A 25,724-nucleotide genomic window follows, 5' to 3' on the forward strand; every position below is an offset into this window, starting at 1 on the left:
GCGCGACCTCCACCAGTGCCATCACCTCCCGCCGTGCCCGGTCGTCCGGCAGCGGTGCCATGACCTCCACCGCGAGGTCCTCCACCACCACGCCGTACCGCATCCCGCACACCCCCGTGTGGCCGGTGCGGGCAGCAGAGTACGAAGGAACCGCCGGTCACGCTTGCGCCTGTGGATAACGTGAACCCGGGCCGCAGGGCAGCGAGGGGTACATGTACACCTACCGGTAGGGCGCGTGAGCGGGTGCGGTGGCCGTCCGTGGCGGACCGGCCGCGGGAGATCGTGAACGGGTACGCGCCGATGAAGCTCACGCTGCGCCAGGTCGCGTACCGCCTGGCCTCCGAGGGAACACTGCCGCACACGGCGCCGATGCACCGCCGTCTGTCCTTGCAGCCGGCCAAGGTCCGCGGGAGGGCCGGTTCCCCGACCTGATCGACACCGTCCCGGGAGATCCCCGTCCCGCCGGCCTGGACGGGCGCGGACGCGTTCCTCGCGGAGACGCCCGACGGGTTCCGCCTCGACCGCACCCAGGGCCAGGAGCACACCCTGTACGTGCCGGCGGAGAAGGACACCCTGCGCCGGCAGCTGACCGGCCGGCCCGCCGACACAGGTAACCCGGCCCTGGCGGTCCGCGCCTTCGGCTCGCAGGCGTACGCCGACGTCGTCCACGACCGCGGCACCGCCGGCCCGCGCACCGCCGCGCTCCTGGTGGTCGTTGACCCCGGCTGCTCGGGCGAGGTTCGCAGCGGACAGGCCGGCATGGGACTCCGCCGGTCGGCGGGGCGGAACCCGCCGGTGGGCGGGGCCGTTACCGAAGCCTGCCGGATAGCTCCCCGCCCGGCGGCGACGCGAGAGTCTCCAGATGCCACAGACACCAACGACACCGCAGGACACGTCAGTTCCGCAGGAGAACCCGCCTCCGCAGCCCCGGACCTCCCCCGGGCCCCCCGAGCCCCCCGAGTCCGCCGCGCCGGCCTCGCCCGGTCCCTCGACGGGACGCCTCGTCGGGGTGGACCTGGCCCGCGCGCTGGCGGTGTTCGGCATGTACATCGTGCACATCGGCCCCCCGCTGTCCGCCACGACGGGCGCCGCCAGCTGGATCCGGTACATGGCGGACGGTCACTCCTCGGTCCTGTTCGCCACCCTCGCCGGGTTCTCGCTGACGCTGATCGCCGGCCGCCGCGAGCCGAAGACCGGCCTGGCCGGCAGGCAGGCGAAGGTCCGCATCGCGATCCGCGCCGTGGTCCTGCTGGCGCTGGGCACCGTGATGGCGATGGAGTACGGGGGAGTGATCATCCTCGGCTTCTACGGCGTCTACTTCCTCCTCGCCCTGCCCCTGGTGCGCTTGAGTGCCAGGACCCTCGCCCTCGTCGCGGCCGCGTTCGCCCTGGCCGCACCGCAGCTGGCGTACCTCCTGACCTCGCTGCTGACCCCGTCGGTCCAGGAGAGCATCAACGCCTACGACCCGCTCCGCCACCTCAGCGAGGTCGGTGTCCTCGATCTGCTGCTCACCGGCTTCTACCCGGCACTCACGTGGATGTCGTTCGTGATCGCGGGCATGGCGCTGGGCCGCCTCGACCTGTCCTCCAGCACCGTTCACAAGCGCCTCGCCGCTCTCGGCGCCTCCCTCACCGCGGCCGCGTACGGCATGTCCCTGCTGCTCGCCGGATCGGGCGCGTTGAGGAGCACGGCGGAAGACGGGTCGTCGTCCGGCAGCTCCGGGGCGATGCCCTCCGCCGGCGGTTCGATGCCGCCCGACGGGGGGCCGTTCCCCGAGATGTCCGCGTCGTACCTGCTGAAGGCCGGGCCGCACAGCGGGACGACGTTCGACATCATCGGCAGCGTGGGCGTCGCGGTCCTCGTGATCGTGGGCGCGACGGTGGCGATGGACCGCCTGCCGCGACTGCGCCGCCTGGCCAAGCCGGTCATCGCCGTGGGCAGCATGTCCCTGACCGCCTACGTCGGCCACTTCCTCGCGCAGTCCGTACTGTCCGTGCCCGCCGGGACCGGCACCCAGCAGTCATGGGTGCCACTGATCATGTTCGTCCTCGGGGCGACCGTGTTCGCCGCGATCTGGTCCCGCTTCTTCCGCCGAGGCCCCCTGGAACACCTCCTCAACGCCGCCACCAAGCCGGCCGAGCACATCCGATGAGACCCGGCCGGGGCGGGACGCTCCCTCGCAACGAGCCGCCTCCCCGGCCGAAGGCCGATCGAGCCGGACTCGGTCCGCACGGCGGCACGGTGACAGACATGAGGAAGCGGCGGTGAGCGGCCGACTCCGATATGCCGAAGCAGGGCGGCAGAGCCCGCCGGGCACAGCCACTGACCAGCACGTAGATGATCGCCGCGAACAGCGTCTCATCAGGCGTGTCCTGCGGCCCGCCGCCCTGTGGCCGCACCCTCGACGGCGGGATCAGCGGCTTCGCGATCTCCCACAGGCCGTCCGGAACAATCCAGCTCCACGTACCCCGCCCCCTGCCCTGACCAGCGACCGCCTCGCCACGTAGGACACGGTCTTAGCTTGGAATTTATCCTCGTCGGGCTTGGTGTTCCTTGATCGATTCGGCGCGTTTGACTGTCTTTCCGACGTCGTGACGTGTGGCCCGGTGCTTGTTCCTCGAGCCGGGAGGCCGTCCCGGGCCTGGCTTGGACGGTTACGGCGCCGCCGCTGGGCGAGCGGTAGTCGGGCGGATGTTGCGAAACCCCCGCCCCACCCGGGCAGGGGTGAGGCGGCGGGGCTCGGCGGGCCGTTCCCAGGGGCGGCGGAGGTCCTCGGCCAGCGGCCGGGCAAGGCGGAGTTGGGTGTGGGCGGCGATGATGAGCCAGGTCCACAGGTCGGCGCTGTCGGCGTGGCGGATCTTCGGGGCGGTCCAGCCGAGCGTCTGCTTCAGGAGCCTGAAGGTGTGCTCCAGGTCGAATCTGCGGGAGGAACGACTGCCACCAGCGGTCCACATCCGCGCCGGTGGCAGCGGGGGCCGAGCACCACAGCCAGACCGGTTTCGGGTCCCGGTCGCCTGGCAGGCGCTCGACTTTCAGCCGCACCAACGTCCCGTGCAGGATGGGGAGTTCCTCCTCAGCGTCGTCCAGCCAGGGGGGCGCGGTGGGTGAGCCTTGGGTGCATCCGGTCCCATGCGATCGCCTCCGCGGTGCCGTAGCGGGTGGTGTCCGTGAGCGTGGTGACCTCGGGCTGATGCCAGCTCTCGGGCTTGGCGAAGGTGAGGACGCCACCGTGCCGACGCGGCCGTCCGCCCTTCGGCCCGGAGCGGGCGGGGCCGGGGTCGCGGAGCATGACGCGGTCCGAGCGCAGGCGTCCGACCAGGACAACCGGCAGGTCCGCCAGGGCGTGGGAGAGGTAGGCGACGTCGTAGCCGGAATCCATCATGATCAGGATCTTCGGGTCGCCCGGCTGCCAGTGTTCGGCCTGTGTCAACCGCTCGACGACATCATGCAGTTGGGCGGCGGTCACGGCGGTTGAGTCGTCGGCCGGCCCGAGGCGCACGGCGTCCAGCAGTGCGACCCAGGAGGTCCGGCCGGTCTCCAGGGCGGCGACGAAGGAGTACGGCCGGCCGGGAACGAGCTGGTCCGTCTTGCGGTCGCCGCGTCCGTAGATCTGGCAGAAGAGCCGGTCGTCGCTGGTGGGGGCGTCGGGGCGGAGCCAGTTGCTCCTGCTCGCCGGGGCCACCAGCATCAGACCACCACGACTCGCAATCTGCGAGATACATAAATAATTAAGGTGAAAACGACCTCTTACGTAGTACCCGTTTCTGATCCTCGGTGAACGTGCGGCCGGCTCAAAAATCAAACGAGGCAGTCGTATGTGTTTCCGAAGAGGGCGTATGAATGTGGGCCTTGCCCTTGATACTGGGGGCATGGGATTCGCCGTCTTCATGACCCTGCCTGGACTGGTCATCGTGCTGACCGTTCTGGCCTTCGCTGACCAGCTGCTTCTGCGAGCCGGGCGAGCCGGGCTGCTGCCCTGGCGGAACAGCGCCAGACAGGGGCAGATCTCAGCAACCGGCTTCGAGCAGCTTCATGCGAGCTTCTCGCCGGGCAAACAGAGCGAACTGAAGGAGCGCCAGTCGGCGCTCATTCTGAGGGACGACGAGGAGGACGGAGCGCCGCCGAACCGGACCATGGTGGATCTGGAGGGCGGAACAGCGGTCATTCGGATGTCTCCTCCAGTTGGTCGGTAGGGCGAGCGCCAGCCGCCGTCGAACGTGCTCAGCCTGCGGTGGCACCCTGTGTTCGGACAGTCCGTAGAAGTGACACCGGCTATTTTGGCCGTGCCTCCGCCAGGAACCGTCACGTCGAAGGAGATGGCTGCCGATGCGCCGACGCACTCGCCGTCTGCGAAGGTCGCGATCGGGTGGAAAGACTCGTCCTTGACGTCGGCTTCTGCCCCCTCCTCTAACTGCTCGGCGGTCGCCGGAGTGTGCTGCGGGGCCACGGCTCCGGACCACCGTGCCAGGCGGCATCAGACCGGGGCCATTCAACAACCTCGGACCACCGTTTTCTGACATCCTCCGGGGCCATGACCGCCCTCGAACCGGCCCCCGATCCGGACCTCCTCGTCGCCGAACCCCTCGTCCGCACCGAGATCAAGATCGGGTACGCCCGGGTCTCGACCGGCGGGCGCGGCAGTTCTCAGGCGCCTGGAGCGTCGAGGAAGGCCAGTGCCTTGGCCACGAAGTCATCGTGGTACTGGAAGATCCCTCCGTGCCCTGCGTCGGGGTAGAGCGGGACGAGTTGGCTGTGGGGCAGGCGTGCGGCCAGGTCGGTGGTGTTGTGGCTCGGCACCATCCGGTCGCGTTCACCGTTCGCGAGGAGGACCGGCTGGCGGATTGCCGAGAGGTCGGACGGGGTCTGGAGGCCCCATCGGTGGACGGCCTTGAGTTGGGCGAGGAACGAGGGCGGGGCGATGGGTTTGTCGCGGTTGTCGGTACGTTCCGTCAGTCGTTGCAGGAAGGCGCGGCCGGCGCGTCGGCCGTGGGCGGTGTCGGTGAAGAAGAGGTACTGCTTCGGGTCCTGGCGGGTCAGGGCTCCTTTGAGTGCGGCGCGGAGCGTGATCGCCGTGACTTTGTCGATGCCCTGGCCGCCGGCGGGGCCGGTGCCCGCGAGGATGAGCTTGCGGACCAGGTGCGGCTGCTCGGCCGCGATGACCTGTGCGACGAAGCCGCCCAGCGAGAAACCGAACAGGTCGACCAGGTCGAGCCCGAGGGCGTTGATGAACATGGCTGCGTCGTGGGCCATGTCCTCGACCGTGCGGGGTGTGGTGCCGCCTGAGCCGCCGACTCCGCGGTTGTCGAAGGCGATGACGCGGCGGCGGGCGGCGATTCCGTCGACGACGCGCGGGTCCCAGTTGTCCAGGACCGCTGCCAGGTGGTTCAGGAGGATCAGTGGTACGCCGTCCTCGGGGCCGAGCTCCCGGTAGACGAAGTCGACATCGCGGACGGACACCGAGCGTGTCGGCGCGTCCTTGTACGAAGACGACGACGGCGGACGGGACAGGGGTGTTCCTGGTGCATTCATGACGGGGGCTTTCTGTGTGCTGTCGAAGGCTGTGGTTCGCTCGTTGGCCCGGGAGGGGCGTCGGCCTCTGGGGCGGGGCCCGGTGGCGGAAAGGATGTGCCCCTTCCGTCGGGCCCCGCGGGCAGTGGACGCGACGGCGGTCTCCTGGCCGTTGTCTGCTGGGTGGATCAGGGTGGCGAGGCGGGCCCGCGACCGCGGGGTCCACGGGCCGGTCACCGTGGACGAGCGGGTGAGGGCCGCCGCCCCGGTGGGCTCAGCTGAGGGCGTGCGTCTGGGACAGCCCCTGCTTGACCTGCCGGGTGACGTCGTCAGCGAGGATCTCGGGCAGGCCCGCTTCGATGCCGTCCAGGGCCTGGGCGGCGACGTCGGCCGGGTCCGCCTTGTCCGCCGTGGGCATACCGGCGGTCATGTCGGTGTCCATCAGGCCGACGTGCAGCGCGGAGACGGTGATACCGCGGGGTGCCAGCTCCTCGCGGACGGCATTGCTCATCGCCCAGGCTGCGGCCTTGGACGCCGCGTAGGAGCCGGCCTGGGCCGGGTGCCACCAGGAGATCACGGAGAGGATGTTCAGGACGGCTCCGCCGCCGTTGGCCTCGATGACCGGGGCGAACTCGCGGGTGACGGCGAGCGGCCCGTGGAAGTTGGTGCCCATCTCCGCGCGGACGGCCGCCAGGTCGCCGGCGATCAGCGGGGTGCCGAGGGAGATACCGGCATTGTTGATCAGCAGCGTCGCATCGGACGCAACACGGGCGGCCTCCCGGATCGTGGCCTCGTCCGTGACGTCGAGCCGCAGCGGCGTGACACCGTCCAGGTCCACGGTCTCCGGCCGGCGGGCAGCGGCGTACACCTTCGCCCCGCGCTGCACGAGCTGCTCGGCCAGGCGGCGTCCCAGCCCACGGTTGGCGCCGGTCACCACAGCGGTCGCACCCTTGAGTTCCATGATCCATCACTTCCGGTAGGTCAGGGGCCGCACCGGCGACCCCGCGAATAGATTACATATGTAATCTAAAATCGAGCCTACTATAGATGACGAGTGGCATCTATTTGGGAGGTGGGCGATGGGCCGGGTATCGCAGGCGCAGGCGGAAGAGAACCGGCGCCGCGTCGTCGAGACCGCGTCGCGACTCTTCAAGGAGCAGGGGGGCCAGATCAGCGTCGCGGACGTGATGAAGGCGGCCGGACTGACTCACGGCGGCTTCTACAAGCAGTTCGCCTCCAAGGAAGCGCTCTTCGACGAGGCCACCACGCACGCTTTCGCAGCCTCGGTCGGAGGCGCTGCGACCGAGGCTGCCTCTCCTGAGGCCGAGATCGACGCGTATCTGTCCACCGGGCACCGCGACGACGTGGCCGGCGGTTGTCCTGTGGCAGCCCTCGCAGCCGACATCGCGCGCGGCCAGGGCGGTCCCGCGGCGCAGCGCAAGTACAGCGAAGGCGTCAGCGAGATGGCACAGCGTCTCGCCACGGACCAGGACGACGGCCTCAGCCGGCTGTGCACCATGGTCGGCGCACTCGTCCTCGCGCGCGCCACCAGGGGCGAACCCGTCTCCGAGGAGATCCTCGCCACCGCCCGCAAGGTACTGGGCCGAGGCGACTGACGCCGGCGAAACGCTCAGCTCCCCGGAGTCGGGTGAGCCCCTGCGGAGGCCGGGCGGACTCGTCTCGACGGCGCTGGCCAGGCTCCCTGGGGAACAAGAGCAGCTCTGGGGGAACGTCCTGAGTGCGGGTGGGGAAATCCGGAGATCCTCATCGGCACCGACCACGACCACCCCGGCCCGAAGCCGGGACGCAACCGCGCCGAACTGGTCTGCGGGCCGCTGGACGGACTGCTGCTCGACATCACCGGCTGGAGGCCGCAGGAGATCGACGACGGTGTCTCCCTCCTCACGGAGCTCGGGCAGTTCGGGTCCGGCGGGCGGGCGCTGTACCACCCGCGCCCCGGCGACCCGGCCCGGTGGGACTGGAGTGGCGACAGCCCCTGACGGCCCGCCACCCGGTCGGTGAAGACAGCGCATCCACGTTATGCAGACCTGCCGTCCGCGAACGGCCCGGCGTTGCGCCGGACCGGACGGTGGCCGGACCTCTGATCAGCGTCTCCGACGGCACCTCCCGGGCCCGGTGACACCACCCCCCAGGTCATGCCTTCGACAGGGGGCAACAGTCATGCCGGGCCCAGAGGCCAGCGGCCCCGTTGCGGAGCCGCGGAAAACATAACGGGGCAGGTGGCCGAGGGCTGTGGCGAGGGCGAGGGTCTCGGGGCAGGTGATCAGGTTGCGGCAGGTCAGTGTGGGGGAGGCGGGGCCTGGGGGGATGTGGGGGTTGGCGGTGGTGAGCCGGTGGAGGCGTGTGCGCCAGCGTTCGTGGAGATGTTGGTGGTGGTCGTACCGGCGTGAGATTGATCATGGTCGCCTGGCGCAGTGATCGGGTACCGCGAGGGCCGACCTGCTCGCCCTGGCCCCCGTCGACCGGCTCACGGTGGTCGGCACACCGTCGGCCGACGGCCAGGGACCCGACCCGGCCACCCCGGTGCTCACCCGGGACCAGGTACGACCCGAGTGGCGTGACGGACTGCTGACCCTCGCCCTGATCCCGGCCGCCGGCGGCACCCTGGCCCCCTTCGAAGTCCCCCGGCCCACACCCTGCTGCGCCGACCACACCTGACGGAGGCTCCGACCGGCGTGCGGTCAGAGCCTGCTGCCAGTGGATGTGAGGGAGTGTCACGCCGGGAAAGGCCGCTTCCCCCTCACCCGCGGAAGGCGGGCTTGTCAGCCTGCGCGCCGCGCTGCGGCTTCCTGTTCCTTGCCGGTCCCGCCGCTCTCGCCGGCTTCTGCGGCCTCGCCCGCACCCGCCTTGGTCTCCCGCCGGGTCCAGCCGCCGTTCACGACGTAGGTGGCCCCGCCGACGGCGAGGGCGACCGGCCATTCGAGCGCACCGGCGATGGTCAGTGCCCCCAGGCCGCCGTAGAAGACCAGATCCCTGCCCCGGAACTCGGGCAGTCGGGAGGCCATTCCCGCCGCCCTGGCCTTGAGATCGCCAGGAGCCATGCCGCGCTCAGAGGTCTGGGCCGCGCCGGAGTTCATCTGAGCTGCACTGGAAGTCATACACATCACTCAGATCATATGAATTGCGACGAACGCTTCCCTTCAAGTGTGCCGCGCATCGGCCACGGGCGGTAGCGCGAGCCCGGCGAAGCGAGCGGGCGGCACCACGGTGACGCACCCCCGCAGGCGGGCCGGGTTCGCCTCCCTGCCGCCCCGCAGCCGGGTTCCCGATCGGCGCATCCGGCCCGGGCCGCGCGGGACTGTAAGAACAAAACCACACATACTGGACTCAGCCGTGTGTCCTCCCGGGCGCTGGCCGCGACCCCCGTCGACGATGGTGGAGGCCATGTGATCCAGCCGGCGCGCCCCCCGTCCCCATTCGCCCGTTTCATTCCATCCGGCACCGGACTGTCCGGAGCGGTCCGCTCCGCCTCGCAGTGGCTGACCAAAGCGCCGGCGGCGCTGCCGGTCGTAGGGCAGTTGCTGCGGCCGGGTGCGCCCCAGCTCTGGCAGACACCCGGCGGCGTACAGATCGAGGTCCTGCGCCTGGGACGGCCCGGGACGGCCGGCGCGGCCCGTGAGGTGGAGAGGACGCTGCAGGAGGTGCCGGGCGTCTACCGCGCCGAGGTGAACGGCGCGCTGGGCTGCGTGTACGTCGGTTGCGGGCCCGAGGCCGACCTGGAGCGCGTCGTCGCCCTGGTCTGCGCGGCGGACGCCGTCGCACCGCAGCCGGGAACCGGCGACGGGGGCGGGCCGGGTGCCGACGCGCAGCGAGTACGGCGCCCGGTCGGTTTCCCCGGCGCGGCGGGGCAGGGGATCGAGGCGGCCCTGCACCTCGGTGCGGGGCTGGCGGCGGTCGGGGTGGCGTCGGTCGGCAACGTGCTGCGGCTGCGCGGCCTCCCTCCGGTGGTGATCTCGGCGGCGCAGCTCGTCGAGGCCACGCCGCGGCTGCGCGAGGGGCTCGCCGGCCGGCTCGGCGACAAGGGCGCGGAGCGGGTCTGGGCCGCCACGAACCTGCTGCTGACGACGCTGACGTTCCGGCCCCTCGGCGCCGCGGCGACCACGGTGCTGACCGCCCTCCGGTACGCGGAGGTGCAGGCCCGCCGCAGGGCTTGGGGGGATTGGGCTCGCACGCTCGCCGCGCACGATGGGGTGTACCGCCACGATGCGGTGTCGGCGCAGGAGCGGCCGGCCGCGTTGCCGCCCGCGCCGAGCGAGCGGTACGCCAACGTGGCGGTACCGGTGGCCCTCGCCGCGTACGGCCTCACCGCGGTCGGCACGCTCAGTCATGACCGGGGGCTGGCGCTGCTGACCGCCGGGACCCCGAGAGGTCCGCGCTTCGGACGGGAGTCGTTCGCCTGCTCGGTGGCGCAGACCGTCTCGGACCGTGGGGCGCTGGTGCTGCGCCCGGAAGCGCTGCGCCGCCTCGACCGGATCGACACGGTCGTCCTCGACGCCCGGGTGCTGGCCACCGGCGGATGGACGGTCGAGAGCCTGGTGCGCCTGGAGCCGCCCGGCGGACGGCCCGGCCGGGCGGAGTCCGGACCGGACGGCGCACGCCGCCCTGATGCCGCCGGGGACGGCCCGGGTGAGGACGAGATCCACGCCTGGATCCTCGAACTGATCGAGCCCGGCGGCCCGCCGGACCGGCGGCCTCGGCAGGGCACCGGCCACGCGCGGCCGCTGCGGCGGGCGGGCTGGGAGCTGCGGCCGTACACCGGTGCCGACGACGTTCCCGACGACGTTCCCGGCGGCGGGACGGTGTCCGAGGAGACCGCCGCGCGGGCGGCGCGCTGGGCCGAGGAGGGGGCACAGGTCGTGCTCGTCCTGCGGGACGGCACGCCGGTGGCCGTGGCCGGCCTGGTCCCTCAACTGCACGCTCTCGCCCACCACTTGGTGCGCACGGCGGGCGAGTGCGGCCAGGTGCGGCTGGTTGGCGGCCCGGTGGGGCTGCACCGTCGGTTCGGCCTGCCCGAGGCGGTTCCCACCGGCCACCGCCGGACCGCCGCGCTGGTCCGCTCCCTCCAGGCGCGGGGGCACGGTGTGGCCGTGGTGTCGGCGCGAACCCGGCGTGCCCTGGTGCACGCGGATCTGGGGATCGGAGTGGTCACGGGTGCGCGCCGGGTCCCCTGGGAGGCCGATGTCGCCGCCCAGCCGGATGTCGTCCATCTGCTGCTGGCCGCCCTGCCCGAGGCCCGGCGGGTGAATGTGCTGTCCACCCGCATGGAGAGCGCCGGCGCGCTCGCGGGCTCGGCCCTCGCCCTGCTCGTTCCCCGCTCCGCAGCCTGGGCGCGGGCCCGCATGGTGACCGACGCGGTGACCGTCGCCGGGCTCACCACGGGCTTCTGGGCGGGCTGGCGGCTGCGGCGCCGCCCGGCTCCGGCAGCCGTCGAGCGCACTCCGTGGCACGCCATGACGGTACGTCAGGTCATGGCGCGGCTGGGTACCTCCTCGCGAGGCCTGGACGAGGCCGAGGCCGCCCGGCGCCGGCATGTCGAGGGCCGGGACCGGCACGCCGGTGCCCTCACGCTGATCGGCAGGTTCGCGGAGGAGATGGCGAATCCGCTCACGCCCGTCCTGGCGGTCGGCGGCGGCATCTCGGCGGCTCTCGGCTCCGCCCTGGACGCCGTGCTCATCGGCGGGGTACTGGGGGTCGACGCGTTGGTCGGCGGTGTGCAGCGGCAGAAGGCCGACCGGGCGGCCGAGCGGCTCGTCGAAGCGACCTCGGTGCGCGTGCGGGTGCGCCGCGGGAGCCGGGCCGAGGCAGTCGAAGCGGCCGCGGAGCATCTGGTGCGCGGCGATGTGATCGAGCTGCGGGCCGGTGACGCGATCCCGGCCGACTGCCGGGTGGTGCAGGCGCAGGGCGTGGAGGCCGACGAGTCCAGCCTCACCGGCGAGTCGCTGCCGGTCGCCAAGACCGCCGCGCCGTCCGCGGCGCGCGCTGTCGCGGACCGGACCTCCATGCTCTACCAGGGAACGACGGTCGCGGCCGGTCAGGTGCTCGCCGTGGTGGTCGCCACCGGGACCGCCACCGAGGCCGGCAGCGCGGCCGAGGCGGGCCCCTTGGACGGGCTGCCGGAGAGCGGTGTGGAACGGCGGCTGAAGTCGCTGGGCCACTGGTTCCTGCCGCTCTCCGTCGGGTCCGGCCTCGCCCTCCTCGCCTTCGACCTGCTGCGCAGGCGGCCGCTGGGCGCCGCCCTGGGCTCCGCGGTCAGCCTGTGCGTCGCGGCCGTGCCCGAGGGGCTGCCGTTCGTCGCCACCGTCGCCGAGCTGGCCGCGGCCCGCCGGCTGTCCACCCGCGACACCCTCGTGCGCAGCGCCTCCACCATCGAGGCACTGGGCCGCACCGACGTGCTGTGCTTCGACAAGACCGGCACCCTCACCGAGGGCAGGATCAGCCTCCAGCAGGTCTCCGACGGGCTGGACCGCCGTCCCCCGGACCGGCTCTCCCCGGCGCTGCGGCGGATCCTCGCCACGGCGGCCCTGGCGGGTCCGACCGGGCCGGCCAGGGCGCTCGCCCACCCCACCGACCGCGCCATCGCCACCGGGGCCGAGCTGCTAGGAGAGTCCCCCTCCCGGGCCGCCGGGCTCGGCACGGACAGCTGGGAACGGGTGGTGGAGCTGCCGTTCGAGCCCGGGCGCGGCTATCACGTGGTGCTGGGGCGATCGGACTCCCAGGCGCGGATCGCCGTCAAGGGCGCGCCCGAGGTCGTGCTGGCCCGCTGCGACCGGATCCGCCGGGAGGGCACCGAGGCGCCCTTCGGAGACCGGCAGCGGGCGGAGATCGAGGCGGAGATCGACCGCCTGGCCCGGCGGGGCCTGCGGGTCCTCGCGGTCGCCGAGCGCGTCCTGCCTTCCGGCGCACCGCGGGACGAGGCCGCACCCGCGGATGTCAGCGACGAGAACCTCGCCGGACTGTGTCTGCTGGGCCTGCTGGGACTCGCGGACCCGGTACGGGCCACCGCGGCCGACAGTGTGCACAGGCTCGCCGCCGCCGGGGTGCGGATCGTCATGGCCACCGGGGACCACCCCAGTACCGCCGCCGCCATCGCCAGGGAGCTGCTGCCCGAGGAGGAACCGCGGCTGATGACCGGTGGGGAACTGGACTGCCTCGACGATGCCGCGCTCGTGCGGGCCCTGCCGCACATCACCGTGTTCGCCCGGGTGACCCCGGCGCACAAGGTCCGCATCGTCACCGCCCTGCGCTCGGCGGGACGGGTCGTGGCCGTCACCGGCGACGGTGCCAACGACGCGGCCGCCATCCGGATCGCCGACGTAGGTATCGCCCTCGGGTCCCGGGCCACTCCGGCGGCCCGTTCCGCCGCCGACGTCGTGGTGACCGACGACCGTATCGAGACCATCGTCGACGCCATCGTCGAGGGCCGTGCCATGTGGGCCTCGGTCCGCAAGGCGCTGGGCATCCTGCTCGGCGGCAACCTCGGAGAGATCATTTTCACGCTGGCGACCAGTCTGCTCACCGGGCGCAGCGCGCTGAACGCACGCCAGCTCCTCCTGGTCAACCTGCTCACCGACATGCTGCCCGCCCTGGCCATCGCCGCCCGGCCCCCGGCCGACCACACGACGAAACTGCTCGCGGAGGGGCCCGAGGCCTCGCTCGGCGCGGCCCTCACCCGCCACATCCGGCTGCGGGCCGCCGTCACCACGGGTGCGGCCGTCGCCGCCTGGGTGATCGCCCGGGCGACCGGCACCCGGGGGCGCGCCGACACGGTCGCCCTGGTCGCCCTGGTGACATCCCAGCTGCTCCAGACGCTGCAGGACGCGGGCCGCGACCCGGTGGTCGCCGCCGCCGCCCTGGGGTCCTTGGCGGTGCTGGCCGTGGTGGTGACCGTGCCGGGGCTCAGCCACTTCTTCGGCAGCCGGCCCCTGGGTCCCGCGGGCTGGACGATCGCGCTGACGTCGGCGGTCGGCTCCGTGGTGCTGCCCGCCTTGGTGCAGCGTGCGGCGGGTTCCGCTGCCCGCCCGGCGCGGGGACGGGCGCGTCCCGCGCCACCAGAGGAAAGTGCAAGTTCACCTGCCATGCATCTTCAAGTCGCCTCTCGGTAGCCGTGACACCGGACAAAGGAGCGGTTCCCGGCACGACACACACGAAAGGCGGCTGAATCATGCCGCAGATCCTGGCCACGATTCTGACCAAGGCGGCGGTCGCCCTGCTCGAGGCCGCCCTGATCCGCCTGTCCCTGCACCTCTGGAAGACGTTCGCCGGCGGCGGGCGCCCGGTGACCGCCCACGCCTGATCCGTCACCGGACGTCAATTTTTCCCTTTTTCCAAGAATTAGGTGTTTTATCACCGTCCGCGGTTGGAGGCTGGAGGGGGACCCCTCCACGCACGCTCCCCAGCACCGGGAGAACGGACATGACAGCCCCACACACCCAGCCAGAGCCCCAGCGAGAACCACCGACACCCGAGGGCACGACGGCCCGGACCGAGACGGCCGAGGCGCAGGCACCGCCGGCGCCGGAGGCGTCGGCGGAACGCCGCCAAGAGGTGGCACAGAACCGGGACGAGCCGACGGGCGGCAAGGTGGTGCACCTGCACACCGCGCATCCGACGGTTCCCATCCCCTATGTGACCCCCGGCGACATGTTCACCAACGCCCGCGCGGCCGCGTCCCTGCTGCCCTCGCCCCGCAAGCTCGCCTACTACGGAATCCTCGGCGGCATGGCCGTGGTCGGCGCCCTGGAGTGGCCGGTCGCCGTCGCCGTCGGCGCCGCCACCGAAGTGATCACCCGCGAGCAGGGCGCCCGTAAACGAGCCGGGCAGACGCAGGAGCGGCGTCGTCAGGCCGGACCCGAGCCTTCCGCCCGGACGGAAGCCGCCCAGCGGGAGACCGCGACGGTATGAGTGACGAGCCGACGCGAACCCCGTGAGTTCGACGCGGCTTCCGGGAGCGACGCCGACCTGCGTCAAGCCTCTTCCAGGGCATCGCCGAACTCACGGAGTACCCGGCTGTGGTGGTTGTGGGCAAGCTGGTGCCCGACTGCCAGGACCAGCGCCACCGGCCATTCGACGATCTCCAGGGCGGCCAGAGCACCCAGGCCCGCCAGGAAAGCGAGCTGGTCCAGCGGGAGCAGTTCGACACGGAGGCCGAACACGTCCAGGGCGACGGTGTTGTGCGTCACCGCACGCTCGGCCGCCACCCGGGCGTTCTGCGGGTCGCCCGCGGCGGGGGCGGCGGGGGCAGCGGGCTGAACGCGGCCGATGTCCTGGGGAGTGACGTTCGCTGCGGTCATTTTGTCGTCATCCCTTCCCGATCCCCTCCCACGGTTTCCCCTCCATCCACCATAGGTAGGGCGCGGGGACAGCGGCGTGCCGAGCGGCAGCAGCCGGTCCGCATCGCGTCCATGACCAGCGAGCCGATGGACGTTCCACTCCCCGTGTCCTGCGACACGGAGCCCGTGCCGGACCCCGAAGGCGGTGGTGCCCGACCAGGCAGCGGTGGCCCTCATGGTTCCAGCGGCGGCGGCCGTGGCTCCCCTCGCATCGGACCGTGCCAGACGACGTGCCGGGGCCAGCTGCGTGTTAACGCTCGGAGGGGGGCTTGTTGGTGTATCGCGGGCTTGCTGGCCTGGTGTGTTGTGGGTTGGTTGAGGGAGGCCGGGTGCACGGTTCCAGCGGGCGGGTCGGGGTGTGAGCTGGGGCTGTGCCGTGTGTGCTGCGGCTGTCAGCTGCATGCCGACCGGGTCAGGCGGCGCCGAGTTGGGGGGCGTGCCGCTGCTGCATGGTTCCGAAGATCGCCGACGACTTCACCCCACCCTCCGACGGGCCGCCGCACGACACGGGGCAGGGAACCGTCCGCCGGATCGACGACAAAGAGGCCTGGTTGGCCTACGTAGCCGTCACCCGTACCCCGCGCCGCCTCGACATCGGCGGCCTGTCCTGGATCAACGAGCATCCGGAAGGAGCATCGGCCGGTCCTCAGCCACCGCGGTGACGCCCAGGGTAGTTCCGGGCGTTCGGAGCCTCCGACGGGAAGATGCTGGAGTGCGTACGGTGCGCCGCCACTGCCGTGGGTGGCCGCCACCGCCCGGGCTCCGGCTGCGCCGGGCCCTGCGCCGCCGTGTCGTGGACCTCGTGTGCCCGCGGTGCCTGTCCGATCGTGCGGTGGAAGAGGCGCGCCAGGCGAATCGGGAAGCCCGGCGCGCGGCCCGACGGCTTCCGCGTTGATCAGGGCGGCATGGATCGCTCGTGCCCGAGAACCTCAGCTCCCTCAGAACGCTGAAAGCTTTTCTGCATTAATGATAGTGAAAAGCTGATTAAGATGCGTAAGTTGCATGGATTCGGGTAAGATGATGGCATGGGATTGCGCTTGGAGGAGTCGCTGCGGCTGACGGTGGCCGCGTTGATGCAGGTAACGGGTGAATCGCAGCGGTCGGTCGCGGGGGTGCTGGGACTGACGCAGACACAGGTGTCGCGCCGGCAGTCGGGCGCCATCTCCTGGAGCCTGCGCGACGTCGACGTCCTGGCCGAGCACTACGGCATCGGCGCGCTGGATCTCCTGGCGGGTCCGACCAGAGCGTGCGAGGCGCTGCCCGCCGACAGGCGCCGTACCGTGCGGGCCGAAGCGAGGGGGACGGACCGGTGAGCGACTTCGACGCGATCGACTCGCTGCTCGACGCCGTCGGCCCCCAGGCCGAACTCCCGCCCTGCCACGTGCGCCGCGAGCTGCGAGAGCGGGCTCGGCTCTCCAAGGCACAGGTGGCACGCGCGCTCGGCGTGAGCCCCTCAACCCTTAGCGGATGGGAAAGCGGCCGGGACCCGGCCGGCGAGATCCGCACCAAATACGCCTACCTGCTGGACGGGCTGAACGCCAAGCTCGCCACCGAGACCGAGACCGAGACCGAGGCGGCGCCGGCTGCGGAGCAGCCCGTCACGTCAGGCACGGCCGCGACGGTCACCCCTTTGTCTTCGTCCGGCCTCGGCCAGGACGAGGACGGGGACGACGTGGAGCTGCTCGTCGCCCCCGAGCCCTGTGTGCTGTGCGGCCATCCCGCCGGACAACGCGTGGCGGGGTTCGCTCAGCACCTGACCCCGGCCGACTGCCGGCCCACCGCCACCGGGGCCCCAGCTGCCCCGCCGGCCGGACAGCCCACCGCGCACACCTCGAAAGCGCCGCTGCGCACGACACGTCCGGCGCGTGCGACGGAGCGTTCCAAGGGCCCGGCCCGCCACGCGTTCCAGGAGACGTCCGGCCCGGTCGACCTGATCCGTGAGGCCGTGCAGGGTGCGCTTGCCGAGCACCGGGGCGACGTCGACGCAGCCACGGCGGCGCTGGTGAAGCGGGCCATCCCGGACGCGATGCGACTGCTGGACGAGACCCGCAAGGGCGCCCGCTACGACGTGATCGCGCACCCCTGGATCCCCGACATCCTCAAGAAGCAGACCGCGCGCGGCGCGGATCAGATCTGGGAAGCCCGCCCCAAGTGGACGCGTCACGAACTCCCGCCCGGCCGGCATCAGGTGACCGCGCTCGACATCAACGGCGCCTACCTCTCCGCCCTCAAGACGCACCTCCCCCTGGGCCAGCTCGAGCACTCCACCGGCCTCGCCCACGACCGCCGCCGCTCCGGAGTCCACCTGATCACCCCGCCCGAGTGGGAGCACGAGGCGGTGCTGCCCAACCCGATCGGCCAGCGGGACGAGCCCGGCCCCCTGTGGGTCACCGAGCCGACGCTCCGCCTCCTGCTGCGCCTGTCCGGCCCCAGGCACCAGCTGTGCGAGCCTCCTCAGATCCACGAGTCGTACACCTCCGGGGCCACGGAGAACCTGCTGGAGAAGTTCCGCATCGCCCTGAAGGACGCCCGCGACACGGCGATCGAGCAGGGCGACACGGTGACGCTGGAGTACGTGAAGGCGATGTACGCGAAGTTCGTCTCCACGATGGGGGAGTCGAACTACAACCGGGAGCTCTACCGTCCGGACTGGATGCACCTCATCCGCAGTCAGGCCTTCGCCAATCTGTGGCTCAAGGCGCTCAAGGCCCATGACGAGGGCCTGGCCGTCGTCCGGGCGATGGGCACCGACGAACTCCACGTCATCGGTGACTGGCGCCGTGTCTTCGCCGAAGGCCGAGCTGTTACCGAGGTCAAGGTCAAGGACACGTACACCGCCGGAACCGACGCCGCTGAGCACGAAGGCGAGGGGGAGTAGTGCCCGAGAAGAACATCGACTTCGGGAGGTTCGGCGCCCGGGGCATCAAGGGCAGCGACGCCGTCGCGCGCAAACTCGACGAACTCGCGGGCGGCATCGCCACTCCCGTGACCGCCAAGCGCGGCTGGATGGCGCGCCTGCACTACCTGACGAAGTCGGCCCCGACCCTGAAGGCCGCGCAGGACGCCGGACTCACCGTGACCCGCCGGACGCTGAAGGCATGGCTGGAGGGCAGACGCCGCCCCTCCAAGACCAGCCTGGAACGCATCGACCAGGCGTACCGGACGGTGCGCCGGCACAACGTCGCCCGCCATCTCCTCAGACGCCTCAACCGCGACGGACGTGGCACCCGGGTGGAGATCCACCCGCTCAACCAGTCCCAGGTGCCGCAGCAGCTGCAGCGCGTGGTGGAGTACCGGACGATGAACGTGCGCCGCTGGGACCGCATCGTCGGCTCCTGGGCGGCCGGCGACCATCAGGGCCTCGACGCCGCGTGGCAGGACACGATCGTCGACCTCGGCTCGCAGTGGGGCCAGTACGAGTACGTCACCAACGTCGGCTTCGCCGCATAGAGCCCGCGCCGAAACGTGGTCTTCGGCGCCTGCTGGGATGGCGTAGGGTAGGGGACACCGACGCGGGGTGGAGCAGCTCGGTAGCTCGCTGGGCTCATAACCCAGAGGTCGCAGGTTCAAATCCTGTCCCCGCTACTGCCGAAAGCCCGGATCTACACGATCCGGGCTCTTTCGCGTTCCCTGGACGATCCTCGCCGCGCCATCTGTTTCCTCCCGCCCGGCGCCGCCGTGTCGGCACAGGTCACCATGGATACGCGCGCGTGTCGGGGCCGTGATCCCCTCAGCGGCGGCTCACCCAGCAACCAGCTCCGCATGCAACTGGAGTCCTACGTACTGGCAGCCCGCCTCGAAGACGTCGTCGACGCCGCCAACACCCGCCTGTCACGCATGTCCCACCACCGCTTCACCCTCGTCCACTCCGACGACAGAGCCGCCCGAGGGGCCAAATCAGGCCTGGGACCTCAAGGTCCTCGACGCCTGGAGCGGACGCAAACGCCACACCGACACCCTCTCCGGCGGCGAATCCTTCTACGTCTCCCTGGCCCTCGCCCTGGGCCTGGCCGACATCGTCACCGCCGAAGCCGGCGGCCAGGCACTGGACACCCTCTTCATCGACGAAGGCTTCGGCACCCTCGACGAAGACACCCTCCACCAAGTCCTCGACGTCCTGGACTCCCTACGCGCCCACGACCGCACCGTCGGACTCATCAGCCACGTCCCCGAACTCCGCCGCCGCATCACCCAACGCCTGCACATCTCCAAGAACATCGACGGCTCCACCCTCACACATCTGACCGAAGCGGCCGAATGACCCCAGGCGGACGCCGGACCCGCCCCCGCCGACGAAACGCAAGCCCCAGGCCGCGCACACTCACCGATCTTCAACCCGCCGTCGGCCCAAGGCGTAGCCACAACCGCCGGGGCTGCCCGTACCCCTCTCGGCCCCGCCGAGAAGGCAGCCCCACAGCGCCCCTGCGTCGAAAGCCGCCCATCCCTGAAGGCACCCGGCCTGCCTCCCAAGAAGGAGCGCATCGAACACGTACTGCTTCATGCCATTTCTGCACGTGATCGAAGTGACGGAAACAGAGCACTGCGGTGCATGAGCACCTGCATCGGCCACCACAGCCGTACCAGAACACGCCAGTCCAGTCCGCATGCCAGGAGTTTCCGCAGACCCGAGAACCACTGTCCCGCATGTTCGAACCCCGCCCCGTGACCGCATCACGGCGCGTTTTCGAGGCACCGCCAAGGCTTCCACTGATCGAACCGGCCGATTTGTCAGTGCCCGCTGCTACACCAATTCCCGTAGCTCAGACCGCAGTCGGCGGCCTGACGACACGGAGGAGGAAGCAGTGGCGAAGCCGCCCGAGGGCTCCTACAAGGTGCGAAGTCATTACCGACGCAAACCCCGCCCCAGCGCGAAGAAACTGAGCGGCTGGTCGATCGCAGGGCTGATCGCGGTGGTGTGGCTATGGTGAGCTGACCCCCGTTTCGTGGAGTCCCTGAAGCCAGGCTTATGATCCTGGCCCGAAGGAGAACCACGAGCAGTGCCAGCACCACGTAAATACCCCGACGAGCTCCGCGAGCGTGCCGTCCGCGAGGTCCGCACCACCGGCCGTCCGATCGCGCATGTCGCGAAGGACCTGGGCATCCACAAGGAGGCCCTGCGCGGCTGGGTCCGCCAAGCCGAGGCGGACACCGGGGAACGCGACGACCGGCTGACCACCGCAGAGCGGGACGAGCTGAAACAACTCCGCCGGGAGAACGCGGAGTTGAGGCGGGCGAACGAGATTCTGAAGGCCGCGAGCGCGTTTTTTGCGGCGGAACTCGACCGTCCCCGGACGAGGCCGACCAGGTGATCGAGCACCTCAGGGACAAGGGCCTCGGGGTCGGGTTCGCCGGCCGGGTGCTGGGGCTGTCCGAGTCGGCGTACTACGCGCGCAAGAAGCGGCCGAAGTCGGCCCGCCGACTGCGGGACGAGCAGCTCATGCCGCTGATCGAACAGGTCCATACCGAGTCCGGCGGCACCTATGGCGTCCGCCGGATCACCCGCGCGCTGCGGCGCAGGGGCGTCCACGTGGCCCGCTGCACCGTCGAGCGGCTGATGGCCGAACTGGGCCTCGAAGGCGTCATCCGCGGCCAGCGGCGCCGCACCACCGTGCCGGAGCCGGCGGCACCCAGGCCGCCGGACCTGGTCGACCGTGACTTCACCGCGAGCCGACCCGACCAGCTCTGGGTGGCCGACATGACCTATGTCCGCACCTGGACGGGCTGGGTGTATGTGGCGTTCGTCCTGGACGTCTTCTCCCGGACGATCGTCGGCTGGCAGGTCGCGAACCACATGCGAACCGAACTGCCGTTGGACGCACTGGAGATGGCGTTGTGGAGACGGAAGATCAAGAAGGACTCCGGCCTCATTCATCACAGCGACCGCGGGGCGCAATACGTATCAATTCGCTATACCGGGAGGCTGTCCGACGTCGGGGCTTCGGCCTCGGTCGGCTCGGTCGCGGACAGCTATGACAACGCGATGGCCGAGGCCCTGAACGGCACCTTCAAGGCCGAGCTGATCGAGATGCAGGGCCCCTGGAGGGACGTCGACCAGCTCGAGCGGGCGATCTTCCAGTGGGTCGCCTGGTACAACGAGGAACGGCTCCACTCCGCCCTCGACTACGTACCGCCCGCCGAGTACGAACGCGACTGGTGGCGACAGCAGGAGGCCACCCCGCAGTCCGCCTGAAACAAGATCGCCGGACTCCACGAAACTCGGGGCAGCTCAATGGAGCCAGCTCATCGGCTTCGGAGAGGCCTCCCCGACACCACCGCAAACCCCTACACCATCAGTGTCAGCGAGCGTGGGCCACTGATGCCCCGCCGCTCGCCCCGGCTACGCCCACCCCGCGGCGGCAGGGAACAGGCCGCCGCCGCGGCCGTCGCCTGCGCCGCACTCTGGCTGCTGGCCAAGATCGCCACAGCCACATGGCAGGCAGCCGTCCGCATCTGGCCATGGCTCGCCCTCCTCGCGGCTCTCGCCCTCGGCTACGCAGCCTGGCGGTTCATCCGTGAACTGCAGGCCCGGAAGGTGCGGGCCGAGACGCTGGCCCGGCTCCGGATCACGCTCGCGCAACTCGACGCCATGGACGACCAGGCCTTCGAATTCGCCCTGCGTGACCTGCTCCTCCGGGACGGCTGGAACGCACGGCAGGTCGGCCGACAAGGAGACCAGGCCGCAGACGTCATCGGCGAGGACCGCCAACGCGGCAGGATCGTCCTGCAGGCCAAGCACACGACCGTCGCCGGCAAGGTCGGCTCCTCAGTGATGTACCAGGTCAAAGGCACCGCAGGCCCCGCACACGGAGCCGATATCGCAGTCGTGGTCACCAACGGCTCCTTCACCCGGGACGCCAGAGCATGGGGCGAACGCCACCAGGTGCACTGGATCGACCGGGACCGCCTGCGCCGGTGGGCCGAACACGGCACGCCCCTGCAAGAACTTCTGCGCCTGCCCACGGCACGCAAGACAGCCTTCCGCCGGGCTGCCTGAAACCAAGCGGAGAAAGCCCGAGCCCCGAGCATTCGCCCCCTGTCCGCATCCGACAACTGATCATGGGGCGCGCATGGGCTCGCAGCGCGCACCCGCCAGAGCAGAGACCCCGCGCCGCACCCCTGCTGTGCGCGAGAATGAACGCGAGTCAGCCCCTCCTGCACGCCGAGGAAACGCGCGATGACCGCCAGTCCCACCCCAACCGAACACCCCGGGCGTCTGGTCCTGCGCACAGACCAGCAGGAGGGCCTCGCCCACACGGTTCGCCACCTGCGCCGCCCGCACACCCGCGGGCACGCCGTCTCGGCCTGCGGCACCGGCAAGACCCTCTTCGCACTGCGCGTAGCCGAGGAACTCGGCGTGCAGCACCTGGCGGTGGCGGTGCCCAGCCTGGACCTGGTCGCACAGTGGGCGGCGGCCGCCCGCGCAGACGGCCGCCGTGAGCCGATGATCACCGTCTCCTCGCTACGCGCCGCCTCCCACCCGCTGCTCGCCGAGGCCGAGGTCGACTCGGCCAACGCGGGGGAGTACCTGGCCTACTGGCTCGGCCGCCACCCCAAAGCGACGGTCTTCTTCACCTACGACTCGCTGTCCAAGATCGAAGAGGCCCAGCACTCCGCGATCTTCCCCGCCCCCCTCTTCGGCCTGCTGGTCGTGGACGAGGCCCACGCCACGGCCGGCACCTGGGAGAAGAACTGGACCGCGCTCCACGACAATGAGCGCATCCCTGCCGAGCGCCGCCTCTACCTCACCGCCACCCCCTATGTGTGGGACGCCCCCCGCCTGACCGAGCCGCCCACCACCAGAGCGCAACCCAAACGCACCACCGCCACCGCACCCGCCTGGGACGACCCGGCCCTGCTGGCCACCATGGACCAGCCACAGATCTTCGGCCCCCGCCTGCACACCTACTCCCACGCCGACGCCATCGACGACGGCGTTCTGGCCGACTACCAACTAATCGTTCCCACCGTCACCGACACCGAACTACGCACTGCCCTCACCGATCCTGAAGCCGGGCCCACCGCACGCCGCACCACCGCCCTGCATCTGGCCATTCTCAAGGCCATGCGCGAGCAGGACCTGCGGCACGTGTTCGTCTACTTCCAGCAGATCGCCGACGCCGCCGACTTCGCTCGCCAGTTCGCCCACACCCTGCGCACCCTCCCCGACGAACTGCGCCCCGACTGGGCGGACGACGTCGTCGTGCAGTCCATCGACGGCACCCACAGCCCCAGCCGGCGCGCCGACATCATCGCCCGCTTCACCGACGCCGACCGGGGAGTGCTGGCCAACGCCAAGGTCCTTGGTGAAGGGGTCGACCTGCCGGCCGTCGACGCCGTCGTCTTCGCCGACCGCACCGCCAGCGTCCGCCGCATCGTCCAGGCCCTCGGCCGCGCCCTGCGCAAACCACCCACCGCCACGACGAAGACAGCCGGCCTCGTGGTCCCCGCCTACATCCCGCCCGGTGCCGACCCCACCGACCTCCTCGGCACCCCCTACGAAGCCCTCTGGCTGGTCACCGCCGCCCTGCGCCACCATGACCAGACCATCGCCGCCCGCGCCCCCCGGGCCAAGAACCGGCATCCCGCCCGCGACTCCCACACCTACATCACCCGCCGCTTCCGCTTCGACCACACCCTCGACCCTTCGGCGATCGCCCGCGCCCTCGACCTGCTGGTGTGGCCCTCCAGCGGCGCCGTCCTGTCCGCCCCCCGCCGCGCCGGTCTCGCCGCCGCCATCCGCTACCACGCCGAACACGGCCACCTGCGCGTGCCCGCCGACTACGAGGACGCCTACGGCTATCGGCTGGGCTCCTTCATCACCGGCCAGCGCACCGCCTGCCGCGCGGGCGCCCTCGATGCGGCGTGGATCGCCGAGCTGGAGGCGCTCGGCATGGTCTGGGACGAGCACGAGGCCCTCTGGCAGGGTCACATGGCCACCGTCGAGGCCTTCCACGCCGAGCACGGCCACCTCGCCGTCCCCGCCCACCAGCCCGGTGGCCAGTTCCTCGCCGACCAGCGCACCGCCGCCCGCAACGGCCGTCTCGCCCCCGCCCGCGGCACCGAACTCACCGCCCTCGACCCGGACTGGAAACTCCCGCACGGCCCCGACTGGCACCGCAAGTACCACGTCATCCGCCGCCACATTGAAGCTGGCACCCACCCTGTCACCCTGACCCGCGACACGGTCATCGCAACGGTGAAGGCCGGCAGCTGGCTGCACCGCCAATTCACGATCTGGACCCGACTCGCCCCCGGGCAGCGCGACCTGCTCACCCGGATCGGCCTCACCCCCGACCAGGCTCCCCCCAGCACCGGCGCCCCGAGGCGGCGCACCTTCGCCCAGACCGTGCGGATCCTCGGCCTGTTCGTCGAGCGCTGGGGACGCACCCCCGGCGCCCGCGAGTGGATGGAGGTCGACGGTGAACGCGTCATGATCGGCCCCTGGCTCGCCAAGGCCCGCACCAGGCTGAACGCCGGGCAACTCCCGCCCGGCCAGACGCAGATGCTGACCGCGACCCTCGCCGAGTACGGCATCGAGGCAATCTCCGCTCCTGGCACCACCGCCCCCGAGAACGGGTGAGGACCGGCCGCCGAGCTCAACTCGGCCGCCGATCCTCGTACTTCGTGCCACCACGGGTGATCGGCCGGGGAGAAGTGCCATGGCATGGGTCTTGATGCAGAGCGCGGCGGAAACCAAGGGAACGCTGCGCAGGCGGGGCCCATGATGGGCGTTCTGGCCATCTACCAGCGGTCGATGTCGTCGAAAAGACTGCGCTGTTCTGGGAGCCGTGGAAGTCCATGTCAGCGACGGCGGCCCCCAGGCCGCCGCGGACAACCGGGCAACTGCCCGGCCCGCCGACGAACACGGCCGTGGCGGCATGATCGTCGCTGCCCTCACAAGCCAGGCCGGATCCGGACACGAAAGCGAAGATCTCATCGACCACTGGGCGAGCTTCGACGCGGCCTGACGACGCGCGCCCGCCGGCGATCGAGCGCCCGCAGGTGGCCCAGCCTCGGCAGCGGGCAGGCGTCCCCTCGGTCCCCAGCGCAGCTGCGCCGCTGTTCCTCCCCGGGGCGGGCAGGGACCAGCGCATGACCTGAGTTCGTGTGCCCGGCAGCCTGGAGCCCGGCTTGCGCCGCTGCCCCGGAGGCAACTCGTGAGTGTGAGCCGACGTCGCACCGGCCGGCGAACCGTCCGGCAGCTGTCTTCCTGCGCTTCGTCATAGGCGCAGGGCGGGGTGGGTGCGGCATTCGGCATCCAGCGTGCGCTGATCCTGCGGGACGGCGTCCTCCTCCTGGTGGGTGGTTCGCATGTCTGCCGAAGCCGGGCGCGGCCCTGACCCTCTGACCCCGGCCGCGTGCCGGCCGGGGTCAGAGGGTCAGGACATCCAGGTACACGACGCGGCCCGTGCCTCCCAGGTGGCGTTCGGTCTCGGTGATGCACACCCTTCGCGGCGCGTTGCCATAAGGGCCACCGGTGGCCGCCACGGTGCCTGTCCATGTCATCTGCGCGCTGCTTCCGGTCGCGGTCAGCGCGACAGCCGAGCCTGTGATCTCCTCCCACCGCAGGTGTGGGTCGGGAACGGCCGGGTTCGCCTGCTCGACCACAGCCCGCATCGAGGGACGGGTCGTGGCCAGCCACGAGTTCCCCGTGTACGCCGGCCCCGTTACCGAGATCGTCGCCGTGCCGGAGCCGCGCACAAGGGTGGCCTTACGCTCCGGGCTCAGCTGGGCCATCGGGGAAGGGACAACCTTGGACACCGAGTAGCCGTCGAGCGAGTTCGGCTGGTACCGCACCAGTGCCAGTCGCACGAACGGAAGCCACGCCGCGGGCGGCGCCCCGTTCGGCGCGACCAGCTCGACGTC

21 protein-coding genes, 1 tRNA gene and 5 pseudogenes are annotated in these 25,724 nt (G+C 71.3%); 20 read left to right on the plus strand and 7 right to left on the minus strand.

Going from position 1 to position 25,724, the window contains the following annotated elements; all coding sequences use genetic code 11:
• Positions 1-258: 258 nt before the first annotated feature.
• Positions 259-432 carry a hypothetical protein gene (locus tag U5640_RS43800; RefSeq protein ID WP_340373780.1) on the plus strand — a complete coding sequence of 58 codons (174 nt, stop codon included), beginning with the start codon at positions 259-261 and terminating at the stop codon, positions 430-432.
• A gap of 430 nt (positions 433-862) precedes the next feature.
• Entirely contained in the window at positions 863-2,152 is a 1,290-nt protein-coding gene (locus U5640_RS43805; protein ID WP_340373779.1) for a DUF418 domain-containing protein, read from the plus strand.
• Positions 2,153-2,249: 97 nt separating this feature from the next.
• Here the strand turns inward: U5640_RS43805 and U5640_RS43810 are convergent.
• Positions 2,250-2,453 (minus strand): annotated as a pseudogene (locus U5640_RS43810) (transposase); the annotation flags it as partial.
• A gap of 75 nt (positions 2,454-2,528) precedes the next feature.
• Positions 2,529-3,664 (minus strand): annotated as a pseudogene (locus tag U5640_RS43815) (transposase); the annotation flags it as partial.
• Positions 3,665-3,869: 205 nt separating this feature from the next.
• Here U5640_RS43815 and U5640_RS43820 point away from each other — a divergent pair.
• Positions 3,870-4,193 (plus strand): DUF6191 domain-containing protein, encoded by a 324-nt coding sequence (locus U5640_RS43820; protein WP_340373778.1) that lies wholly within the window; start codon positions 3,870-3,872, stop codon positions 4,191-4,193.
• Between the two features lie 451 nt (positions 4,194-4,644).
• Here U5640_RS43820 and U5640_RS43825 read toward each other — a convergent pair whose 3' ends face one another.
• The gene (locus tag U5640_RS43825; protein ID WP_340373777.1) at positions 4,645-5,529 is read right to left on the minus strand and encodes an alpha/beta hydrolase; all 885 of its coding nucleotides are present in this window, start codon (positions 5,527-5,529) and stop codon (positions 4,645-4,647) included.
• 253 nt (positions 5,530-5,782) lie between these two features.
• Entirely contained in the window at positions 5,783-6,469 is a 687-nt protein-coding gene (locus U5640_RS43830) for an SDR family oxidoreductase (RefSeq protein ID WP_340373776.1), read from the minus strand.
• 118 nt (positions 6,470-6,587) lie between these two features.
• On the opposite strand from U5640_RS43830, the gene U5640_RS43835 reads away from it, so the two are divergent.
• The 3 genes and pseudogenes from U5640_RS43835 to U5640_RS43845 form a co-directional block, all read left to right on the plus strand.
• Positions 6,588-7,124 carry a TetR family transcriptional regulator gene (locus U5640_RS43835; protein WP_340373775.1) on the plus strand — a complete coding sequence of 179 codons (537 nt, stop codon included), beginning with the start codon at positions 6,588-6,590 and terminating at the stop codon, positions 7,122-7,124.
• A gap of 144 nt (positions 7,125-7,268) precedes the next feature.
• Positions 7,269-7,508: a hypothetical protein gene (locus tag U5640_RS43840; RefSeq protein ID WP_340384844.1), complete on the plus strand. Its 240-nt coding sequence runs from the start codon at positions 7,269-7,271 to the stop codon at positions 7,506-7,508.
• Between the two features lie 439 nt (positions 7,509-7,947).
• Positions 7,948-8,187: pseudogene (locus U5640_RS43845) on the plus strand (hypothetical protein); the annotation flags it as partial.
• A gap of 104 nt (positions 8,188-8,291) precedes the next feature.
• Here U5640_RS43845 and U5640_RS43850 read toward each other — a convergent pair.
• Positions 8,292-8,627: a hypothetical protein gene (locus U5640_RS43850; RefSeq protein WP_340373774.1), complete on the minus strand. Its 336-nt coding sequence runs from the start codon at positions 8,625-8,627 to the stop codon at positions 8,292-8,294.
• 237 nt (positions 8,628-8,864) lie between these two features.
• On the opposite strand from U5640_RS43850, the gene U5640_RS43855 reads away from it, so the two are divergent.
• The 3 genes from U5640_RS43855 to U5640_RS43865 all read left to right on the plus strand — a co-directional run bounded on the left by U5640_RS43855 (position 8,865) and on the right by U5640_RS43865 (position 14,430).
• Positions 8,865-13,631 carry a cation-transporting P-type ATPase gene (locus U5640_RS43855; protein WP_340373773.1) on the plus strand — a complete coding sequence of 1,589 codons (4,767 nt, stop codon included), beginning with the start codon at positions 8,865-8,867 and terminating at the stop codon, positions 13,629-13,631.
• A gap of 59 nt (positions 13,632-13,690) precedes the next feature.
• Positions 13,691-13,822, plus strand: a complete 132-nt coding sequence (locus tag U5640_RS43860; RefSeq protein ID WP_340373772.1) for a hypothetical protein — start codon at positions 13,691-13,693, stop codon at positions 13,820-13,822.
• Positions 13,823-13,941: 119 nt separating this feature from the next.
• Positions 13,942-14,430: a hypothetical protein gene (locus U5640_RS43865; protein WP_340373771.1), complete on the plus strand. Its 489-nt coding sequence runs from the start codon at positions 13,942-13,944 to the stop codon at positions 14,428-14,430.
• A 62-nt stretch (positions 14,431-14,492) separates the two neighbouring features.
• On the opposite strand, the gene U5640_RS43870 is transcribed toward U5640_RS43865, so the two are convergent.
• Positions 14,493-14,819 carry a hypothetical protein gene (locus tag U5640_RS43870; protein ID WP_340373770.1) on the minus strand — a complete coding sequence of 109 codons (327 nt, stop codon included), beginning with the start codon at positions 14,817-14,819 and terminating at the stop codon, positions 14,493-14,495.
• Positions 14,820-15,307: 488 nt separating this feature from the next.
• On the opposite strand from U5640_RS43870, the gene U5640_RS43875 reads away from it, so the two are divergent.
• The 11 genes and pseudogenes from U5640_RS43875 to U5640_RS43925 all read left to right on the plus strand — a co-directional run bounded on the left by U5640_RS43875 (position 15,308) and on the right by U5640_RS43925 (position 24,826).
• Positions 15,308-15,520: a hypothetical protein gene (locus tag U5640_RS43875; protein WP_340373769.1), complete on the plus strand. Its 213-nt coding sequence runs from the start codon at positions 15,308-15,310 to the stop codon at positions 15,518-15,520.
• A 363-nt stretch (positions 15,521-15,883) separates the two neighbouring features.
• Complete coding sequence (locus U5640_RS43880; RefSeq protein WP_340373768.1) at positions 15,884-16,171, plus strand: helix-turn-helix domain-containing protein; 288 nt, start codon at positions 15,884-15,886, stop codon at positions 16,169-16,171.
• Positions 16,168-17,736 carry a helix-turn-helix transcriptional regulator gene (locus tag U5640_RS43885; RefSeq protein ID WP_340373767.1) on the plus strand — a complete coding sequence of 523 codons (1,569 nt, stop codon included), beginning with the start codon at positions 16,168-16,170 and terminating at the stop codon, positions 17,734-17,736. The genes U5640_RS43880 and U5640_RS43885 overlap by 4 nt, the downstream gene beginning before the upstream one ends.
• Entirely contained in the window at positions 17,736-18,308 is a 573-nt protein-coding gene (locus U5640_RS43890; RefSeq protein ID WP_340373766.1) for a transcriptional regulator, read from the plus strand. Before U5640_RS43885 ends, U5640_RS43890 begins: the two co-directional genes overlap by 1 nt.
• A gap of 61 nt (positions 18,309-18,369) precedes the next feature.
• Positions 18,370-18,443, plus strand: a tRNA-Met gene (locus U5640_RS43895).
• Positions 18,444-18,590: 147 nt separating this feature from the next.
• Positions 18,591-19,119: pseudogene (locus U5640_RS43900) on the plus strand (SbcC/MukB-like Walker B domain-containing protein); the annotation flags it as partial.
• 541 nt (positions 19,120-19,660) lie between these two features.
• Positions 19,661-19,786 carry a hypothetical protein gene (locus U5640_RS43905; protein WP_340373765.1) on the plus strand — a complete coding sequence of 42 codons (126 nt, stop codon included), beginning with the start codon at positions 19,661-19,663 and terminating at the stop codon, positions 19,784-19,786.
• 69 nt (positions 19,787-19,855) lie between these two features.
• Positions 19,856-21,048, plus strand: a pseudogene (locus tag U5640_RS43910) (IS3 family transposase).
• A 126-nt stretch (positions 21,049-21,174) separates the two neighbouring features.
• Complete coding sequence (locus U5640_RS43915) at positions 21,175-21,852, plus strand: restriction endonuclease (protein ID WP_340373764.1); 678 nt, start codon at positions 21,175-21,177, stop codon at positions 21,850-21,852.
• Positions 21,853-22,032: 180 nt separating this feature from the next.
• Positions 22,033-24,438, plus strand: coding sequence for a Helicase associated domain protein (locus U5640_RS43920; RefSeq protein ID WP_340373763.1), 2,406 nt, complete (start codon positions 22,033-22,035; stop codon positions 24,436-24,438).
• Between the two features lie 208 nt (positions 24,439-24,646).
• On the plus strand, positions 24,647-24,826 hold the full coding sequence (locus U5640_RS43925; RefSeq protein WP_340373762.1) for a hypothetical protein: 180 nt from the start codon (positions 24,647-24,649) through the stop codon (positions 24,824-24,826).
• 403 nt (positions 24,827-25,229) lie between these two features.
• Here the strand turns inward: U5640_RS43925 and U5640_RS43930 are convergent, their stop codons facing one another.
• Complete coding sequence (locus tag U5640_RS43930; RefSeq protein WP_340373761.1) at positions 25,230-25,670, minus strand: hypothetical protein; 441 nt, start codon at positions 25,668-25,670, stop codon at positions 25,230-25,232.
• Between the last annotated feature and the right edge of the window lie 54 nt (positions 25,671-25,724).

This window comes from Streptomyces sp. SS7, assembly GCF_037993025.1.
In the GTDB taxonomy this organism is placed as follows: Bacteria; Actinomycetota; Actinomycetes; order Streptomycetales; family Streptomycetaceae; genus Streptomyces.

What these genes read in the sequence shown, in the direction of transcription:
- U5640_RS43805 (WP_340373779.1), top strand. Translation starts at nt 863, where the DNA reads ATGCCACAGACACCAACGACACCGCAGGACACGTCAGTTCCGCAGGAG.
- U5640_RS43850 (WP_340373774.1), bottom strand. Translation starts at nt 8,627, where the DNA reads ATGACTTCCAGTGCAGCTCAGATGAACTCCGGCGCGGCCCAGACCTCT.
- U5640_RS43915 (WP_340373764.1), top strand. Translation starts at nt 21,175, where the DNA reads ATGCCCCGCCGCTCGCCCCGGCTACGCCCACCCCGCGGCGGCAGGGAA.
- U5640_RS43865 (WP_340373771.1), top strand. Translation starts at nt 13,942, where the DNA reads ATGACAGCCCCACACACCCAGCCAGAGCCCCAGCGAGAACCACCGACA.
- U5640_RS43825 (WP_340373777.1), bottom strand. Translation starts at nt 5,529, where the DNA reads ATGAATGCACCAGGAACACCCCTGTCCCGTCCGCCGTCGTCGTCTTCG.
- U5640_RS43835 (WP_340373775.1), top strand. Translation starts at nt 6,588, where the DNA reads ATGGGCCGGGTATCGCAGGCGCAGGCGGAAGAGAACCGGCGCCGCGTC.
- U5640_RS43880 (WP_340373768.1), top strand. Translation starts at nt 15,884, where the DNA reads ATGGGATTGCGCTTGGAGGAGTCGCTGCGGCTGACGGTGGCCGCGTTG.
- U5640_RS43875 (WP_340373769.1), top strand. Translation starts at nt 15,308, where the DNA reads ATGGTTCCGAAGATCGCCGACGACTTCACCCCACCCTCCGACGGGCCG.
- U5640_RS43860 (WP_340373772.1), top strand. Translation starts at nt 13,691, where the DNA reads ATGCCGCAGATCCTGGCCACGATTCTGACCAAGGCGGCGGTCGCCCTG.
- U5640_RS43830 (WP_340373776.1), bottom strand. Translation starts at nt 6,469, where the DNA reads ATGGAACTCAAGGGTGCGACCGCTGTGGTGACCGGCGCCAACCGTGGG.
- U5640_RS43820 (WP_340373778.1), top strand. Translation starts at nt 3,870, where the DNA reads ATGGGATTCGCCGTCTTCATGACCCTGCCTGGACTGGTCATCGTGCTG.
- U5640_RS43920 (WP_340373763.1), top strand. Translation starts at nt 22,033, where the DNA reads ATGACCGCCAGTCCCACCCCAACCGAACACCCCGGGCGTCTGGTCCTG.
- U5640_RS43870 (WP_340373770.1), bottom strand. Translation starts at nt 14,819, where the DNA reads ATGACCGCAGCGAACGTCACTCCCCAGGACATCGGCCGCGTTCAGCCC.